Origin of the sequence: Flavobacterium sp. RSSB_23 (genome assembly GCF_051547145.1) — a bacterium.
In the GTDB taxonomy this organism is placed as follows: domain Bacteria; phylum Bacteroidota; class Bacteroidia; order Flavobacteriales; family Flavobacteriaceae; genus Flavobacterium.
In genome coordinates this window covers 457,118-476,535 of record NZ_JBPTTO010000002.1, presented here as the reverse complement: position 1 = coordinate 476,535, position 19,418 = coordinate 457,118, and the positions used below count along the sequence as shown (strand labels likewise).

General features: G+C 37.6%; 16 protein-coding genes. 4 read left to right on the top strand and 12 right to left on the bottom strand.

Annotation, left to right across the window (positions count from 1 at the left end; genetic code table 11):
• The first annotated feature begins 434 nt into the window (after positions 1-434).
• The 4 genes from ACSVH9_RS05530 (at position 435) to ACSVH9_RS05515 (ending at position 5,113) form a co-directional block, all read left to right on the top strand.
• A complete protein-coding gene (locus ACSVH9_RS05530) occupies positions 435-2,498 on the top strand; it encodes a M13 family metallopeptidase (protein WP_159688205.1) in 2,064 nt (687 codons plus the stop codon).
• A 209-nt stretch (positions 2,499-2,707) separates the two neighbouring features.
• Positions 2,708-3,187 (top strand): hypothetical protein, encoded by a 480-nt coding sequence (locus tag ACSVH9_RS05525; RefSeq protein ID WP_438062835.1) that lies wholly within the window; start codon positions 2,708-2,710, stop codon positions 3,185-3,187.
• Positions 3,188-3,284: 97 nt separating this feature from the next.
• Positions 3,285-4,211 carry a hypothetical protein gene (locus tag ACSVH9_RS05520; RefSeq protein ID WP_438062834.1) on the top strand — a complete coding sequence of 309 codons (927 nt, stop codon included), beginning with the start codon at positions 3,285-3,287 and terminating at the stop codon, positions 4,209-4,211.
• 152 nt (positions 4,212-4,363) lie between these two features.
• Positions 4,364-5,113 carry a hypothetical protein gene (locus ACSVH9_RS05515; RefSeq protein WP_438062833.1) on the top strand — a complete coding sequence of 250 codons (750 nt, stop codon included), beginning with the start codon at positions 4,364-4,366 and terminating at the stop codon, positions 5,111-5,113.
• A gap of 178 nt (positions 5,114-5,291) precedes the next feature.
• Here ACSVH9_RS05515 and ACSVH9_RS05510 read toward each other — a convergent pair whose 3' ends face one another.
• The 12 genes from ACSVH9_RS05510 to ACSVH9_RS05455 all read right to left on the bottom strand — a co-directional run bounded on the left by ACSVH9_RS05510 (position 5,292) and on the right by ACSVH9_RS05455 (position 19,199).
• Positions 5,292-5,804: a hypothetical protein gene (locus ACSVH9_RS05510; RefSeq protein WP_438062832.1), complete on the bottom strand. Its 513-nt coding sequence runs from the start codon at positions 5,802-5,804 to the stop codon at positions 5,292-5,294.
• Positions 5,805-6,324: 520 nt separating this feature from the next.
• Positions 6,325-8,271 carry a prolyl oligopeptidase family serine peptidase gene (locus ACSVH9_RS05505; protein WP_438062831.1) on the bottom strand — a complete coding sequence of 649 codons (1,947 nt, stop codon included), beginning with the start codon at positions 8,269-8,271 and terminating at the stop codon, positions 6,325-6,327.
• 6 nt (positions 8,272-8,277) lie between these two features.
• A complete protein-coding gene (locus tag ACSVH9_RS05500) occupies positions 8,278-9,219 on the bottom strand; it encodes a DMT family transporter (protein WP_438062830.1) in 942 nt (313 codons plus the stop codon).
• A 4-nt stretch (positions 9,220-9,223) separates the two neighbouring features.
• The gene (locus tag ACSVH9_RS05495) at positions 9,224-10,024 is read right to left on the bottom strand and encodes an SDR family oxidoreductase (protein ID WP_438062829.1); all 801 of its coding nucleotides are present in this window, start codon (positions 10,022-10,024) and stop codon (positions 9,224-9,226) included.
• A gap of 167 nt (positions 10,025-10,191) precedes the next feature.
• Complete coding sequence (locus ACSVH9_RS05490; protein ID WP_438062828.1) at positions 10,192-10,614, bottom strand: hypothetical protein; 423 nt, start codon at positions 10,612-10,614, stop codon at positions 10,192-10,194.
• A gap of 6 nt (positions 10,615-10,620) precedes the next feature.
• Positions 10,621-11,088, bottom strand: a complete 468-nt coding sequence (locus tag ACSVH9_RS05485) for an META domain-containing protein (protein WP_438062827.1) — start codon at positions 11,086-11,088, stop codon at positions 10,621-10,623.
• A 104-nt stretch (positions 11,089-11,192) separates the two neighbouring features.
• Positions 11,193-12,935 (bottom strand): amidohydrolase, encoded by a 1,743-nt coding sequence (locus ACSVH9_RS05480; protein ID WP_438062826.1) that lies wholly within the window; start codon positions 12,933-12,935, stop codon positions 11,193-11,195.
• 50 nt (positions 12,936-12,985) lie between these two features.
• A complete protein-coding gene (locus ACSVH9_RS05475) occupies positions 12,986-13,474 on the bottom strand; it encodes a hypothetical protein (RefSeq protein ID WP_438062825.1) in 489 nt (162 codons plus the stop codon).
• Positions 13,475-13,563: 89 nt separating this feature from the next.
• Positions 13,564-15,300 (bottom strand): amidohydrolase, encoded by a 1,737-nt coding sequence (locus tag ACSVH9_RS05470; RefSeq protein WP_438062824.1) that lies wholly within the window; start codon positions 15,298-15,300, stop codon positions 13,564-13,566.
• Positions 15,301-15,338: 38 nt separating this feature from the next.
• Positions 15,339-16,127, bottom strand: coding sequence for a hypothetical protein (locus ACSVH9_RS05465; protein ID WP_438062823.1), 789 nt, complete (start codon positions 16,125-16,127; stop codon positions 15,339-15,341).
• 322 nt (positions 16,128-16,449) lie between these two features.
• Positions 16,450-18,831: a M28 family peptidase gene (locus ACSVH9_RS05460; protein ID WP_438062822.1), complete on the bottom strand. Its 2,382-nt coding sequence runs from the start codon at positions 18,829-18,831 to the stop codon at positions 16,450-16,452.
• A 20-nt stretch (positions 18,832-18,851) separates the two neighbouring features.
• Positions 18,852-19,199 carry a hypothetical protein gene (locus tag ACSVH9_RS05455; protein WP_438062821.1) on the bottom strand — a complete coding sequence of 116 codons (348 nt, stop codon included), beginning with the start codon at positions 19,197-19,199 and terminating at the stop codon, positions 18,852-18,854.
• Positions 19,200-19,418: the final 219 nt, after the last annotated feature.

Sequence of the window (19,418 nt, the reverse complement as noted above, 5' to 3'; positions counted from 1 at the left end):
GTATGAATATAGTTCAATTTTTATTGAACTATATTGAATACATAATCGGTATAATTTGGGCGTGCCCCTTCGCCTCGTAGAAAAAACGAGGCTTCGGGTCGGGTCTCCGTTCCCGCTTTTTTTTATCCCGCAAAAAAACGGGATAAAAAAAGAGCTCCACTCCACCCCTCACGCAAAAAAAATTCACAAGACGTTAAACCTTTACTACACTATGAAGTCCAATAGGGTATTCTTGCCTTTTTTATAAAAATTTCAAGAGTCAAAAACTTGAGAGATATCATTATTGTAATCCTAATTTTAGGCAAGCAAGAAAAAGAAATTCAATTGTGAGGATTTCTCTTAATAATGTATTTTTTGTCGTAAAAAAAGCAATTTCGGTGTAACTATTTTTTGCTTTTTGACACGAATGTATCGTAACTAATTCAAATTTTAATATGAACCCAAAAAAGTCCACCACCTTACTGTTTGCACTACCAGCAGTCTTTAGTTTTGGATGGAGCCAAGCACAAACTGCTTCGGCTACCAAAGAGCCAGGAATCAATATCCAATATATGGATAAAACCATCAAACCAAGCGATGATTTTTTCCGATATGTAAACGGAACCTGGTTGAACACTACCGAAATCCCAAGCGACAAAACCCGTTGGGGAAGCTTTGACGAATTGCGTCAACGCACCGATACTGACGCTTTGGCGATTTTAAAAGAAGCCGCCAACAACCCAGCGTACAAATCGAATACCGACCAAGGTAAAGCCATCAATTTGTACAAAACCATGTTGGATACCGTAAGCCGTAACAAATTAGGTATTGCTCCCCTAAAACCTTATTTGAAAAAAATCAACGCGGTTAAAAACGTAAAAGATTTACAAGCCTTATTAATCGAAATGGAACCTACGGGTGGCATTGGTTTCTTTGGCGCTGGTGTAGGTACCGATGCTAAAAACAGCAACGTCAATGTAATTAACTTAGGACCTGGAGGCGTAGGCTTACCTGACCGTGATTACTATGTAGGCGAAGACAAAGATTCAAAAGAAAAAAGAGAGAAATACGTACTTCACGTGGCTAAAATGTTGCAATATTTAGGCGACAAACCTGAAGTAGCGAAAGCCAATGCGGAGAAAATTTTGGCTTTAGAAATCGAAATGTCTAAACCACGTTTTGACCGTGTAGAAAGAAGAGACCGTCGTAAATCATACAACCCAATGACCGTTGCGGAAATACAAAAACTAACGCCATCTATCGATTGGACTACGTATTTCACTAAAATTGGTTTGCCTACGAATCAAACGATTATCGTGTCGCAACCAAAATATATGACGGCATTAGAAACGCTTTTTAAAGAAAACAAAGTAGACGACTGGAAAGCGTATATGCGTTGGTCTTTATTGAACCGAGCTTCTAGCCAATTATCTACAGAAATTGAAAAAGCCAACTGGGAATTTTATGGCAAAACCTTAACGGGTGCTGTAAAACAAAGACCTTTTGAAGAAAGAGCTTTACAAACCGTAACAGGTTCTGTAGGTGAAGCTTTAGGAAAATTATACGTAGAGAAAAAATTCCCTGCCGAAGCTAAAGAAAAGGCAGCAAAAATGATTAAAAACATTTTCCGTGCTTACGAAAACCGCATCAACAACTTACCTTGGATGTCGGCTGAAACGAAAGTTAGTGCCATTGCCAAATTAAACAAACTAAGAGTTAAAATTGGTTATCCAGACAAATGGAAAGACTACTCTGCTTTGACTATCAAAAGTCCAGCTGAAGGAGGAACATTTTTTGAGAACGTAAGAAACATTGCTATTTGGCGTAATAAAGAAAACTTTGCTGAATTGACAAAACCTGTAGACAAAGACCGTTGGGGTATGGCACCACAAACGGTGAATGCGTACTACAATCCATCGAACAACGAAATTGTATTCCCTGCTGCTATTTTGCAACCACCTTTTTACAACTACCAAGCTGACGAAGCCGTAAATTATGGTGGAATTGGAGGCGTTATTGGTCACGAAATCTCTCACGGTTTTGATGATTCTGGAGCACGCTACAATGCCGACGGCAATTTAGTGGATTGGTGGACACCAGAAGATTTGAAAAAATTTGGGGCTTTAACAGGAGCTTTAGCTGCACAATACAGCGCTTTGCAACCGCTTCCAGGAACGTTTGTAGATGGTAAATTTACTTTAGGTGAAAACATTGGAGATTTAGGTGGTGTGAATGCTGCTTACGATGGTTTGCAATTGTACTTAAAAGAAAACGGCAACCCAGGATTGATTGACGGATATACACCTGAACAACGTTTCTTCATTTCTTGGTCTACCATTTGGCGTTCTAAAATGAGAGACGAAGCCTTGAAATCACAAGTAAAAACCGACCCGCATTCGCCAGGTATGTACAGAGCCTATGTGCCTTTACAAAACGTAGATGCATTCTACGATGCCTTCAACATTCAACCGAATGACGGTATGTACATCGCTCCAGAGAAAAGAGTAAAAATCTGGTAAGACTTACTGTTCTAGAAAAACCAAAACCCATCAGCTAAAGCGGATGGGTTTTTTGTTGGAAATCATAATGAAAGAATTGTTATGTCCACTTTAAAAGCGCAAATTTATATTTTCATAAGAAATGAGCTTCTTTTTGACATTTTTTTTATAAATTGCTAAATAAAACACTTTCAATTACTAATGACATTATGAAAATTATCATATCAATTGTGTTAACAATAGTTTTAATTTCTTGTTCGTCTTCCAAAAAAAATAAAATCAATCGAGAGCTAACTGAAACCAAGTATAAAAAAATAAAAATTTACAACAACCCTTTAACAAACGAGAATTCTAATAATCATAAAGAAATACGATTTTATGAAATTAAATCAGCCTTTGATGCTTCAAAAATGATGTACATAAATTATGGAAAATGGCATGAAAAATCAATTGGAGTCCATCAATCCAATATTAGTCAAAAAATCTGGTATGATATTAAACTATTTGAGCAAGAGCCCTCTTTCACAATAATAACAGATGGCATCGAAACTTCGAAAGACTTCTATACATGTATTACGATTTTAGACTCAAAAGGACAAAATTGTATGGAAAACGATTATCCTTTGAGAGAAAAAATTATAGATTGCTTTCATTTAAAAATGATAGCTGTTCAAGATCATAAAATCGATTATACATTGCTTCGTGATTAACCTTTTTTTAATTGTAGTGTAAGTTCTCTGAGAGAATAAATAAAACAATAGCTGCTGACAACAATTATAATGGCTAAATAAAAACTAATAAAATCAAATGCTTCACAATAAAAAACATAGCTTCATAACTCTTTTTTTAATCCTATTTCAAATACAATTGGGGACTGCCCAAGCAAATGCGGTTACTGTTAAAACAGTTCAAAATCAAAACAACACTATTGATTTTCTCTATGAAAAATTAAAACCCGGCTCATACACCATTCGAATAAAGTTTAACAGATTAGAGAATTCATCGTCTAGTAATATTGAAAAAGTGATTCAAAACGATTTTGGCCTTCTATATACTCTCCGTCCTCGGGATCCTAACAAACCAATTGGTATTAGCTACTCTGTGGTTAATATTCCAGGAAATTTAAAGGCAAAAGCGGATACATTGTATACCTATTTGTTACCTTTTAAAAATGGAAAGAAATATAAGATTACACAAAATAACGATGTTAAAAGCACCTACTTTAATAAAGAAAAGGATAGTCTTTTCACGTCCTATGCTATCCGTACAGCAACTCCCGATAGTATATTTGCTATGCGAAAAGGCATTGTTATTCAAGTTAATCAAAAGGAATTGCAAACATTTAATCAAAAAGATTTAGTCTATTCATCAGAAAGACATAATATCATCATTGAACATGAAGATGGTACTTATGCTAGGTATATAGGTTTGTCTGCTAAATCAATAAAAGTAAAAGAGGGAGATATCGTCTACCCGACGAGTTATTTGGGGCTTTCAGATGTCTTTAACGATGAAAAACATCTATTTCAATTTGATCTATATTATCCAGATAAAGCTAGTAACATAATTGAAAAAAATCACACCATTACTTACCGCCACTTTAAGCCTTTTTTTCACACAGCTGAAGGTGATTTGCAATTGGAATATGACAAAGAACACACAGCTGAAGTCAAGAAAGAGTACATAATAACTGAAATGTCTAAAAAAGAAATAAAGTCTTTTTTAAAAATATGATAGCTTCAATGTCAATAGGTTTTAAGAGTTTGAGTTAATACACTATTTGAAAACAAACTTTATATAATATAAAATTAAAAATGCGAATATACTTGTTTATAATTTTATCATTAATAACCTCTTGTACTCCTGTTAAAATAAAAAAAATCTCTATGCCAGATGGAGATATTCAAGATCTCAGAGGTCATATTAAAGAAATAAAAATTAAAAACATAAAAGGAACTTCTGTTAAAGACTCAGAGACAATGCCTTTCGATGTAATTTCAAACTGGAACAGAAAAGGTCAAAAAATTGCACAAAAAGATCTTTATGGTAAAGATTATTTTGACGAGACTTTATTTTTTTATCAAAATGGATTATTAATCAAATCCATTACAAAATCAAATACTAATAGCCCAGAATTAATGATCGAGCACAAGTATGATAAAAAAGGTAATGAAATAGAATATTTAGCCTACTTTGACAAAAAGCTAGACAATAAGAAAATAACTCATTTTGACAAAAGAGGAAATAGAATAGTAGTAGAGCATTTTAATGGAAATGGTCAACTAAAATTGACAGAAAAAACAACTATTAACTACAAAAACAAATCTTTAATTACTCATTCCTACAATAAAGAAGGAGAACTTAATGACGGATATTTAAAATGTATTTTTGATAAAAACGGAAATAGAATCAAATCAGAATTAGAAACAAAAAAAGCTAAATACCATTCAGTTACAATTAATGAATATGACAAGCGAAGTAACTTATTAAAAACATATTCTGTGCCCAAAACAACAAAGAATATAGTCGTTGAATACAAATATTACTTTGATAAGACTGGAAACATAATTAAACAAGAAAAATTTAAAAATAATATTTTGGTTAATACAGTGTTAATAGATATCGTTTACTGGTAACAAGGAGCTGTAGTTACTTATAACAAATATAAATTTTACAATATTCTGTTCTTAAAATACCAAAACCCATCAGCTAAAGCGGATGGGTTTTTTGTTGGTGTAAATTAGATGGAGTATACAAAACTTCTTATTTTTTAAGATGTGTGCTCAAAGAACACATCAACTCAAAAAACCTCAATTAAAAAGTGATTCTTACTCCAATTTGGTTAGCGCTTGCTAGTAATGTTGTGGTCGGTTGTGATTCATAAATACTCGCCGTACCATTGTTGTGCAAACCCAATGCTTTTTTGATTCTTTTTGGATAGCCAATCTTTATTGGTATAGAAGCTACAATCATTGCGCCTCCAATAATAGCCGCGGTTAAATTAGAACGTTCCGATTTAATGTTTGGAGAATAATCCCCAGGATTATAAGTCGAAGTAGTGTTATCCGTAGTCATAGCGGTTGCAAGATTAACTGTTACCAAGCCTAAACCACCATAAAACAAAACATTTCCCCATGTTTTTTTATTACGCCCAGCGTTGTATTCTGATAAAGCTTCGCTGTTTTTGGCTAGTAATTGTCTAACCTCATCCGAAGTTAATTTTTTGTTTTCAGAAGTAAATACGGTGCCTCCACTACCATAGTTAAGTTGTTGTGCCATTCCAGCAATCGAAATCATCAAGAAGGCTAAAAGCATTGTTCTTTTCATAAATTGTTGAATTATAATGTAGTAAATAATTGTTGTTTTTAAGTAACATCCTTTTGGATTAGCGTTCGATATTGGCTTAAAAACACCTTTTAAAAGTAGGAATTATAAGTGAATTTGTTTGTGAATAAAAGAAGAAAAAACAGTATAATTTCATAGCAGTTCATCTGAATTCTAATACTCGAAAACCATCCTGCAAGGTCTTTTTTTGACCTTGTAGGTATTTGGATTCAAAGAACATACCTACAAGGTTTTGAAAACCTTGCAGGAAAACAACTGGAAAATCATTTAAAAAAGAAGTTTTTGTATTAGTACTCCTTGGCTGATGAAAACCAAACGCTCTAGCCTAGCCCCGATTGTAGTGGAAATCCTTATGGCCCGGGGTTCGGGCTATAAGATTATAACGTAAAGCGGGACGACTCGTGTGGTGAGCAGGTCACGGGTGCTCCTCAACACGAAACTGCTTATTACTGTTACCTTCTCTTAACAAAAAACCCACTCGCAGGGAATGGGTTTTGTGGGATTATTTTAAAAGATACTCTTGCATAAATCGGATGACGGCCAGTCGTTGGTAATCGACATTGGCTTTTTTCTTGAAGCCGTGGCCTTCGTCTTTGGCCTCGAGGTACCAAACCGTGTTGCCTTGTGCTTTGAGTTTGTCGCGCATTTGAAGGGCTTCGGTCACGGGAACGCGAGGGTCGTTGGTGCCCTGAATGATAAATAACGGCTTTTTGATTTTATCGGTATTGTTTAAAGGCGCCATTTTATCAAAAAAAGCGGCCATTTCTGGGATGCGTTCATCGCCATATTCTACTCTTCGCAGGTCGCGACGGTATTCCTCGGTGTTTTTGAGAAAGGTATTGAAGTTGGAAATCCCCACAATATCTACCGAGCATCGGATTTTGTCGGCATAGTGAAAGGCCGTGGCCAAGGTCATATAACCGCCATAACTTCCGCCCATAATCATAATGCGGTCTTTGTCGAGTTCGGGTTGTTGGGCAATCCAATCCAATAGCCCTCCGATGTCTTTTACAGAATCCTCGCGTAACATTCCGTTGTCTTTGGCCAAATAGGTTTTACCAAAACCAGCAGAACCTCGCACATTCGGGAAAATCATCGCTACGCCCATTTCGTTGGTGTAAAAATTGCTTGCGCCCAAGAAAGACGCTTGCGATTGTGCCTCTGGTCCACCGTGAATCTGAATCAGCACAGGTCTTTTTCCGGTGAATTTTGAAGCGGCAGGATAATAAAATCCTGAAATACCCAAGCCATCAAAACTTTTCCATTCGATAAACTTTGGCAACGCCATATCAGACGCTTGCATTTCACCCAATTCGCTTGCAGTCCATTGTTCGATTTTGCCATTTTTTAGTGAAAGACGGTATACATCCGAAGCCGTTTGAGCTGTCGATTGCGTAAAGAACAAGCTTTGATTGTCCTTAGTAAACTCCGCTCCGCCAATCAATCCTGTTGGAATATTTTTTACTTCGCTGTAGGATTGGTCTTTGGTAGTCATCAAATACATTTTGTTGCGACCCGCTTCGTTGGTGATAAACACCAGTTGTTTTTTGTCTTCCGAAAAAGAAAAATTTTCTACATTCCAATTGATTTTAGACGTTAGATAGTTTACTTTTTTGGTCTTCACATCCAAAATAGCCAAACGCTCAAATTCGTTGTCTTTATCGGTCAAAAACCAAATTTCGTTGGTCGAATTTCCAAATTTGGCACCACCTTGTATCACGCCTTTACTGGCTCTGTCGGTTACTTCGGATAATTTGCCAGAAGCGACATCCAAAGACCAAATATGAGATTCATTGGCCGAAATGTATTCGCCAATCAACAGTTGTGAATTGTCTTTAGAAATATCCAAAATACCCCAACCGCCGCCTTTTACTTGCAGCACCATTTTGGCTGCTGAAGGATTTTTGGGGTCCATATAATAAATATCACGGTCTCCACCGTTGCGCTTGGTCGAGGAGAAATAAAACCCTTTTCCATCGGCTCTCCAAGTAATGCCTCCGTTTTGTGAACGGCCACCATCAGTCAATAAAGTCGATTGCAGGGTTTTGAGGTCTAATTGGTACAATTGCCCAAACTCATTACCGCCCACGTCTTTGGAATAAATCAGATACTCGCCTTTGGTAGGTTCGTAGCTCACGCCACTAACAGGTTCGTCGAAAAAAGTGATTTGGGTTCTCGCGCCCAAAGGTTGCACCACGCGATGCAATTGAGCCGTAGAACCAAAACGAGTCGTAATGATAATATCGTTTTTTACGGGATGAATTTCTGCCAAAGAAGCACCACGAGCCTCGGAGTATTTTTTTACCTGAACGGCCAACTCTTTGGGAATGGCAACAATGTTCTCGGTAATCAAATTTTCGTTAGGCAAAATACCCGTGTTTTTTTGCTGTGCTTGCACTAAAGTCAAGCCTAGAAACGTCGGAATTAAAATAAATGCATTGAACTTCATATTATTTTAGTTTTGGATTAGTATTCGTTTTCGATGGCGTTGCATAGCAAAATTGATGATATACAAGCCAGTTAAAGTAACCGTTCCGCCAATAATGATGGCCGCGGTGAGAATTTCGTCAAACAAAAAAGCCCCTAAAAGCACCGCCACGATTGGATTGATATAGGCGTAAACACTACTCAATTCGGTGGGTAAATGTTGCAAGGCATAAATGAACGCAATGAAGGTCAACACCGAACCAATAACCACCAAATAGGCAATAGCCCACCAAGAAGCGGCAGGAATTTGCGTCAGCGGAATATTGGTGCCAGTAGCTCCAGTGAAAGCAAAAAGACACACGCTAGAAATCAACATTTGCAATCCTAAACTAAAATAGGGATTAAAACTAGCGGCTTTTTTCTTGGTGTACAAGGTACCAAAAGCCCAAGTAATAGTGGCTGCCACGGAAAGTACAATTCCAAATTGAAAATCGGGTCGGATGAAATCGGCCAAATGTTCATAGAAAATAACGCATACTCCCGCAAAGGCAATGACAATTCCAAAAACAGCCAATCGGGTGATGCGTTCTCCATTGAAAAAGCTAATCATCGCAATCCAAATAGGCACCATTGCGCCAATAATCGCACCCAAACCACTCGGAATGAATTTCACACCCCAAGTACTCAGTCCGTTGCTCAGCGCAAAATTAAGCATACTCAAAATCAAAATGGATTTCCATTGTTTGCCTTTGGGCCAAGGTGTTTTTTTAACTAAAAAGAAGCCTACATACAAAGCACCACCCAAAAACTGACGAATGGCTGCCAACTGAAGCGCCGGCATATGTTTTACGCCTTCTTTGGAGGCTAACCAAGTCGTACCCCAAGCGATACTCACCCAAGCTAAGGCCAACATAGGCAATCCCAAGGTTGTAAGTGGAGCTGTTACTGCATTTTTAATTTTTGTTCTCAAAAGATTACGGAGTTTCTACAAAAGTATACTTTAAAATCGATTGTAGTTTATCACTACTAATCCTTTTTCCGGTTCCCGAAGAAGTTGGGGCAAAGGTAGGTGCTACCAACTGCCATTCGCGAGCTTTTTGTTGATAATAGTTTTCGCGCGTGGGATGATAAGGCGACACGGCATTGAAGGCTTCGTTCCAACAATCCAATGCTATAATTTTTTTAATGCTTCCGATACAATCCGTTTGGTGAATGAAATTAATGGGTGCCTTGGCATTGGGTAAATTTTCTTTGCCTGCCAAAAACCGAACCGGATTGCGGTCGGGTCCTACGAGTCCGCCAAAACGAAGGATGGTGGTTTGAAAATGTGTATTCTTTTGCAACAAGTCTTCTACGATGACCAATTGACGTCCTCCTTCGCTATCGGGGTTCAAAGGTGTCTCTTCAGTGACCAAATCATTATCTTCACCGTAGACCGAAGTTGAGCTTACAAACAGTACTTTTTGGACATCGGACTGTTCGATAAAAGGAATCAAGGTTTGGATTTTCCCCACAAAATCCTCGCTATTGTTGCTTCTCAATTTGGGTGGAATATCTATAATCAAAATTTCACTCCCTTTTAGAAACGTAGTACAATCTCCATCAATGGCGTTAGGTTGCAATGCCATCAAAAACGGAAGTACGCCTAGCGTTTCTAAATCGCCTAGTTTTGAAGCAGAGGTTGTCGAACCTTTCACCGAAAAACCATTATTTAGTAAGGCTTTCGCCAAAGGCAAACCGAGCCAACCGCAGCCAAGAATACTAATTTGTGTCATTATAGCCATTTTAATTTCAGGAGCAACAAAAATAAGTAATAAACCTTCTATTGATGCAAAGGACACCTCAGATAAAAACAAAAAAAACGCTACTCCTTGCTGTAATACTTTTGCAAGAGTAGCGTTGGTAAAAGTGGTCTCTTATCTAAAAAAATAAGTATAACACATCATTTTATCACGTGCCCTACTACTTCTATTTTAGCTTTTTTAGTCACCAATAAGGCTCCAACAGAATCGTATTGCAATTCAATTTTTTTAAGGGTATTATTCTTTCCTGGCAAATTAAAAGGCAACGAAGACATTCCTTTTGAAAGCACTCCTACTCCTTTGGCATCGTATTCTTTCTTTTCGCCGTCAGACATTTCTACTCGTACTTTCTTGAGTTTTAAAGTCCCTTGAACGCACTTTATTTTTATTTTGTCTACCTTTCTTTCATTTCCAGTAGGTGTAATCACATCTTTGTCGGATTTGAACGCGACTAATTTTTCGGCAATTTTAATCCAGTTTCCATCATTATTCGATTGGGAAAAAGAACTTAAGGAAATTGTTACTGCAAACAGTAAAGCCAAGAGTTTGATTTTGTTTTTCATTTGAGTCTATTTTTTAATTAAACGCATTACAGCTATATCGCCCATAATCAGGTTCAATGTGGCTCCTTCATCGGTCAAAGAATAACTGTTTACTTTTTTTAAAGTTGCCAAAAAGGTTTGTTCCCCCACCATATCCGGACACATTTTTCGCGTCAATGCAAGCGCCTCGTCAATTTGCAACCTATTGCCATCAATCGAACATTTGCCGCGGAAGCTGTTGCATCCCGTAGCACCGCTAATCTGATTTTGACCGCTGTTAATGGTTATTGTTGGCTTTGTCTTCGGATACAACTCATCAAAAGCTTTGGGACTATTCATAACATAATTGGCTTCCCAAGTACCATCGATTGAATTTACTTTCATATTCTCTGATTTTTCGGCAGTAGTTGCCTTGCCTGTTTTGGATTTAGCCGTGTTGCAAGCTGTGGCAATCAGGACTAAAAATAAGATGGATACAAAATAGCGTTTTTTCATAGGTGTAAAATATACTTGTTATGCATCAGCAATGAAATCGCCATTTAATCATCGGGATGACTAGTACAAACCTTTGGTAAATGGCGATTACATAGCACTAAAATTTATTCCTTTTTAAATACTGTTTTTCCCTCTTTAATGGATTCCAATATTTGAATTTTATTTATATCCAATGATTTTATTTTTAATGGATTTTTATCCAATATCACAAAATCTGCCAATTTCCCTGCAGTTAAGGTTCCTTTTGTTTTTTCTTCAAAATATTGAATAGCAGCCCATTCTGTCAAGGTTTTTAACCCTTCATACGGAGTAACTCTTTGGTCTGGTCCTAAAATTTTACCGGTTCTAGTTACACGGTTTACCGTTGCATCTAACACTCGCATTGAATTCGGGAAGGTTACCGGTGCATCGTGATGCGAAGTAGTGATAAGTCCTGCATCAATAGCATCTCTCATTGGCGAAATATAATCGGCTCTTGGGTGTCCTAACACAGATTCAGCGTGCCAATCTCCCCAATAAAAAGTGTGCATTGGGAATAAGGATGGGATTACTTTTTGGCGAACCAATGCCGGAATTTGATCTTTACGCAAAGTTTGACCGTGAATTAGTACCGTTCTGTGGTCGTCATAATTGTATTTTTTTTCAGCCAAATCAATCGCTTTTAAATATTGATCAATCGCTGCATCACCATTGGTATGACATAACAGTTGCCATTTATTTTTAAAAGCAAGTGCTACATAATCATTGGCCTGTTGATTGGTCATTACGCCTTGTCCTTTATAGCTTGCTTTTTCACCTGCTGGCGGAACATGGTAAGGATGCGAAAGCCAAGCCGTTTTACCTTGAGGCGAACCGTCTAACGTTAATTTTACACCACCAATTCGGTACTTGTTTTGATATTGATGAGCGGTGCTGTAATACGGGCTTTTCATAATTTCTTCAACACCCAAAGCCACATCAGGATAAGATACTATATCCAGATAAAATTGCTTGCTTTTTGCACCAGCCTCCAACTGCGCCACTTGCTCAAGCGTAGCTCTACCTTCTTGCGCTGTCAAATAACCATTTTTAGCATACTCCAACAAGGCTTTATCAATAAACATAGTATTGGCTTCTGCATCTCCTTTCCCTAAAATTGGGAATAGGACAGAAAAGAAAGCACCTTCTTCTAGTACGCCATTGGGTGTACCATCGGCAGCTCTACGATATTTTCCACCAGCAGGATCTTTGGTGCTTTTGTTGATGCCCAGCATTTTCATCGCAAAGGAGTTCAGCACCCCTAAATGTCCTGATTGATGAATAATTAAAACTGGTTGGGTCGTACTGACTTTATCCAAATCAGTAGCTTTTGGATGATCTCCTTCTTTCAGCTGAGAATCATCGTAGCCGTTACCTAAAATCCAACCAAATTTTTTAATCATTGTTGTACCATCTGCGGTGTTTTTATATTCGTTCAAAGTATTAACAATAGAATTAAAATCAGCTGCTGGACCATCTGGCGGTGGCAAAATATTGGCAACTGCTGCGGTGAAACCCACATTGATAAAATGACTGTGCGCATCTAAGAAAGCCGGTAACATCGTTTTTCCTTTCAAGTCCACCATAGTGTGACCTTCTCCAGCTTGTTTCATGGCTTCGTCTTCCTTACCTACAAATAGTATTTTGCCGTCCTTCACTACTACCGCTTCAGCATAAGTAGGTTGTTTACCTTCCATAGTGATGATATCACCATTGTAATACACTACTGCAGCACCTGAATCAACTGGTGCGGCGTCACTTTTTCCTTCTTTTTTGCAGCCTAGCAAAAGCATCGCTATGGCAAAAAAACTTACGATTGATTTTTTCATATTTTAATTATTAAAAGTTTGTTTTTGTTCTTTATCATCAATTCAAAATATTATTCGATGCGTTTCAAACGTAACTCGCTATCCATTTTTTTATCGACTAACACGAGTAAAAAAGGACGGCTCGTATAGGATTGCTTATCGCCTACCGCTACTTTATATTCAAAAATTAGCGAATGATTTGCGTCTTTTTTAAGAGCAACGGGCTGGATGGTTGTGGCATTATCCGTTTTCGGAAGTACTATCGCAATGGCGAATTCTTTGGTAAAATCGACCGCTGTGGGTTTGCCGTTGTTGCCCATTGTAGTAGCGGCGCCAAAATAGGAATTGAAGGCTGCTTCGGTTTCAATTTTGGGATTTTCGATAGCTTCTACAGTGTTTTTTACAAAATAATTTTGAGCTATAGTGTATGGAATCGTATCCTGTATCATGGTCGTTTTTATTTCCACTAGTGGCGTTTTAGTATCATCGCTTTTTTTACTCTGACACCCTATGAAAAAGATAGAAACCCCTATTGCAATTGCAATCCGCTTTACATTCATGGCATTACCAATTTAATTTTGCTTATCTATTTGAAATTGAAAAAAAATAAACTGGACAAATTAGTATTTACCCAGTTTATTGTTGGCTCTTAATTAGCGTTATCAAATTGTTTACCACGATATACCGTACCTAAAACTTTAATGTCTTTTATTTTGTTGGCATCAATTTTTAATGGGTTTTCGGCAAGAATGGTGAAATCAGCCATTTTACCTACTTTAATAGAACCGATTTCATTCTCTAAATTCAAGGCTCTTGCTGAGGTAATCGTAATTCCTTTTAAAGCCGTATAAGCATCAATGCGTTGGTCTTGTGAAAACTTACTTTTTTGGGAAGTGACTCTGTTTACCGCGGTCCAAGCCAAGGTTAAAGGCTCAATAGGCGCCATAGCAAAATCGGAGTGGAAAGAAACAGGTACGCCTCGGCTAGTTAGTGATTTGATACGAACTAAATTTTCGCCTCTTTCTTTGCCCAATCCTTTTTCAGCATACTTATCCGCCAAAGCCCATAAATAGTAAGGGTTAACAGAAGCCTCGATGCCTAACTCACTTACTTGCGCTGCTTGCTTGTCTGAAAAATACCCCATGTGGTGTAAAGTCAAACGATGGTCTTTTCTAGGATTGGTTTTTACATTCTCAGCTACGTAATCCAAGACTTGTTGAATACCTTGGTCTCCATTGGCGTGAACATGAATTTTATAACCGGCGTCCCAGTAAAACTTGATTTGTGCTTTCAATAAATCCAAAGGTGTCATCCATTCTCCTTGATGTCCATCGGTATAACCGCCTTCCATTCGCATCAATTGAGAATAGATAGCCCCATCTGAGAACAATTTAACTTGTTTAGGCAAGAACATTATATTGGACGTATTGTATTTTTCAGGCAAGGCTTCCATATAGGCTTTCGCTTTTTCATTGCTATTGCCATTCATACCATAAAGTTGCGTTCCATTTCCAATCAAAAACACAGAATAGGGAGGATTTTTGTCCATTTCTTTTTTAAGCAAATTGTATTCTAAATTAAAATCAGAACTTGGAAAACCAGGTTCGGCTACTGTGGTAATTCCATTCTTTTGAATCAATTGCGTCATTAATTCCAAACCTTTAGAATAGCGCTCAGGAACGATGAACCATTGAGAAATTTTGGGTACCAATCCTAACCAACCTCCTTCAAAAAAGTGTCCTTTTTTCCAATCCACTTGAGGATTTCCTTTGAAATCGGCTTCTTTGATTTTCATCACTTCTATGGCTTTGTCGTTGAGAAACACTTCGTGAAAGGAACGATGCAATACGGCAATCGGTTTATCTTTTGAAATTTTGTTAAGCATCTCTCGACTTAAATCGCCGTGCCATAATTGGTGATAGCCCCAAACCCAATATACCTCATCGGCTTTGGCATTTTTTTGAACCGATTCCGTCAAGGCTTTGATATAGGCATCGTGACCAATGACTCCCTTTTTGGTTTCTGTAGGCAATACCCAATCATAAGGAGCAATAATTTCGTTAGGTAAAATAGAAGCCGCAATAGACGGGTGCACGTGTGGTTCTACAAATCCAGGCATCAGGGTTTTGCCTTCTAAGTCAACCATTTTGTGACCTTCACCTGCTTGTTTCATCGCTTCGTCTTCCTTACCTACAAATAGTATTTTACCATCCTTTACTACCACCGCTTCGGCGTAAGTTGCCTTATCTCCTTCCATCGTAAGAATATCACCATTGTAATATACAGTAGCACCATTTTCAGTTGTTGCTGTAGTGCTTGTCTCATTTTTTTTGCAAGAAACCATCATTAGGATGCTCACAAAGAATGCTAAAATTGAGTTTTTCATTTGTGTAATTTTTGAGATTATTTTAAATGTGAAGAAATTTATTTAGGGAACAACAATACCATAGAGGCTCTCAATCCAAATCGACTTTCAGCATAATCAGGAGCCGAGATATTGATTCTTGGCCCAACGGCAAAACTGATTTTTTGTTTACCAAAGGCGGTGATTGCAGAGAAAACAGGTTCAAAATACAGCGTGGTCGTTTTATTTGACCAACTCTCGGTCCATTCCAATTGCCCCGTAACACCAGCGCCAGATTTCCAGTTATATGAAACAAAGGGATTCACATACATTTGATTCACATCTGTTCGCTTTTCGTCCCCCGACACACTCCAAATCTGATTAATTAGCGCACCATACGTCCAACCGCCCATTTGTTTGAGTGCCACAACCGTTGGACCTACGCCAAATTTTTTGGCCGTCAAAAAATCGTTGCTACCTGTAGGCAACAAGACAACAGGACCAGCGCCCCACGTAAATCCATTTTTGGAGTTTTTTGGCGAAAAAAAAGCACTAGCCACCACATCGGACAATCCTGATTCGTGATTGCCCATTCCTGAAATATTGTATTGAGAAACAATGGGCACAATTACCCTTGTAATGAGGTTCAAGTCATTGGAAAGACTCATTGGAATTACAGGCTGAATGTTCAACTTATAGCGTGAACCTTTCAAATTTCCAATGCCATAATCAATGTTGTTTTGCAGCGGCAGTGAAATTAAAGAAGCTATCGGATTGGCTAATTTTTTGGCTAATTCTTCTGTTTCATTTTGCGCAGAAAGAGTATTCATCAGCAAAAAACCAAAGAGTAATACTATTGCTTTTTTCATATTTGTCTTGTTAAAAAAAATTATTACTAAAGTATTAAAAAATAATAGTATTAATTAGCTTTTTATAGCTTAATTCTTAATTTTTTTATTCGAAAAATTACAAAAATTCAATATTCAATTGCTTGAACTTAAAAGACAACCACTAGGTAAAGAAGTTTTACTTTTTGAAATAACTCTTTTGCTTTTACCTAATCGATTTTAAAGGTACTAAAAAACTAAAAATCAAAGGATTAAAAAGAAAATAAATTACTAGAATTAGCAAACAAAAACACCCTATTCCAAAAATGAAATAGGGTGTTTTTCAAAATTTTAATTTATAATTTTATCTTTTTGGCACTAGCAAACTATCTTTTGCAATAGCCAAAGAATCCGTAACAGGAACCACTAACTCTTTGGGAATACTTTGTTGGCCTTTTTTAATTTTTTTACGAATGACTACCGCATCATTCAAGACAAAAGGTGTAGGCATCATCCAATTATCTCTTGGTTTGATGTTGAACAATGGATTTTGTAGTAAATCAAAAGAAGATTCTAATAATTCCATATCAATTACCGCCGAAGCATTAATACTAAAATCCAACACCAAAGGCGCATTGTTGACTACGTAATAACTCACTAATTTCTTGCCTTTTCGTTCTAACATTGAACTGGTATCGCCAAGATTTCTCGCACCATTGGCTCTAAAATTATAAAAAGTCATCGCTTCATTGGCAAAAATATCATAGCGGTTGACTTTTCGATTGGGTATAATTTTAATTTGAATGTGTCGCAAATTGCCAGCGAGACTATCTTTTGTAAATACAACTAAAGGTTTCTTTACACCCACTACATCCGTTGTTGCGGCATAAGTAAATCCAGAATTGTATTTGCTAAACAAAGGCATATCGTTAAGTGGCTTAGCGCTCTTAGGGTTGGCGCCCAAGTAGGTTTTCGTCCAATCGTCTAGGTTCACATCATACGTCACCCAAAACGCTTGGTTAGTATCTGCATTGTACAAGTACACTAAACTATTAGATTTTGCTTTTCCTGCTTCATAATCCGAATTATAATGGCCTTTGGCAAAAAACAACAACGACAAAACAAATAATCCCAAAGCCCATTTCCCTTTATGTAAAAATGCGCCAAAAACTGGCAACAACAATCCAAAAGTAAGAACGGTCAAAATTGCACTTCCAAAAAGAATCTTTAAGCCCAACCCAACTGGGAACATTTGAATGAACGGCGCCAAAAGTAACACCGCAGGAATCCCACAAATTAAATTCAGTACCCAATTCGAACGTTGCGTTAGGACAAACGCTCCAAAAGCAATCAAACCAAAATAAACTGGAATTATCAAAAATCCAGCACCCGTTAGCGAGTTCGCAATAAATCCATTAATGACCATCCAAACTAACAATACCATCACATAATGGTTCATTGTCACTTTTTTGGCCGATAGCCAATGGTACATCAAGAAACAAATCGACAAACTCAACAGTACGAAAGCCGCTATATAATCGTGACCATTGTAGGTAAATCCGTTGAGCAAATCGTTGTATTGAGGATACGCCCAAAGCAATCCTTTCCAACCAAAATACGTCAATCCACCCGCAATCCCCAAGGCACCCAAAAACGGAATCAATCCTTTGAACAATTCTCTGAAAGTAAAAATGCGTTTGGCTTTGCCAATGAACAAGAAAAACACAAAAAACACTCCCGCTATAATTGTCATAGGCAGTACCCAAGAAAAAGGATAGCTGATAAACGTAAACGGAATCGTAAAATACACCTCATCCTCGGTGGCTTGCACGGCATCCAAATTAGCATTCGAAAAATACGTTAGCAAAGGCATTAAGTAACGACCTTGATGCGCCAAAGTGTTTTTAGCCAAATGCTGAGCGTCATCCTGCTGGGTGTGGTAATTATAATGGTCGTCGATAAACGCAAAATTCAATCCCTGAATGTTTCCTTTTTCTCTAAAAACGGTTAAGTCCGTGTCGTTAGGTAACATTTTGTAAATACTATACATCAACGAATTCGAAACAGGATAAGTCACGCCTGCTTTTGAAAATTCGTTCACCAAACCTGCATTCCCCTTGTTAGTTTCCATCAACATATAACTCGGTCCAGAAGAACCACGCGCTTCAAAATTGAGCGCCAGACCTACTTCTTTTGCCCAAGGATGTTGGGTAACAAACAAAGCGGCTCCGTTTAGTCCCAATTCTTCGGCATCCGAAAAAACAATAATGATATCGTTTTTATGCGTTTTCTTAGTATGCAAAAAAGCACGAACGCCTTCAATAATCGTAGCTACACCCGAAGCATCATCACTTGCTCCGTGCGAAAAAGAATGCGGCGCACTATCGTAATGCGACAGCAACAACAATGCTTTTTTGGAATTCGTTCCTTTGATGCGTCCAATAATATTTTTAGACTGCACCAGATTGCCCCAATCGCTCATCGTGTAGCCCTCTTGCACTTGAGTTGTAATCCCCATCAAATTTAGCTCACGAACTAGCTGCATCGCCACTACATCGTGGTTGGCAGAACCTACATAATGCGGTTCTTTCGTAAGATTCTCAACGGTTTTAAAAGCACGTTTGGTCGAAAAATTGGCTAGATTTTGGTCCTCATAGTCGATGGTTTGCGGCATTTGTAAAAAATAGCCTGCTGCCAACACGAGCAAAAGGACAAAAACTGAAAGTAAAGAAGCATATTTTTTCATAGCAATGGGGATGTGGTATTTTAAATATCTTTTTTGACTAGCATATAATAGTCATTTTCCAAAATCATATAACCTTGGTCATACAAGAAATAGTAGGTATTTCCTGTTTTAGTGTGCAATATAGAAGTAAAAAATTCAAAGTCAAAACCCTTACTCATCAACTTCGCTCGAGTCGTTTTCGTTTTACCTTCTACATTCAATTCTGACAAAATTCGGTAATTTTTGCGCAACTTATTGTTAATATTCCGCATATAATTCGTACTATCCTTATTTATTTTATTATTATAGGCATTTCGACAGCTGTCACTACAAAATTTCTTGTCCTCGCGACCTACAATTTTTTCACCACATTCTAGGCAGGTTTTCATTCGTATACGATTTAAGTTATAATTCTATCTATTTGGAGCCCAGCAAAAGGCTTTATTTGTTAGCATTGGTTCCTGCTGTCCTTCCTATCTTTTTTGCCCCGAGAAAAATCGGGTCAAAAAAGGATATTCCCTCCCATCAGGGCTAAAGAGGGAACAGGGGTTTTGTGTTTGTTTTGGTTTATCTATTTGTTTTCTCATTTTACACACCCCTAACCCCTC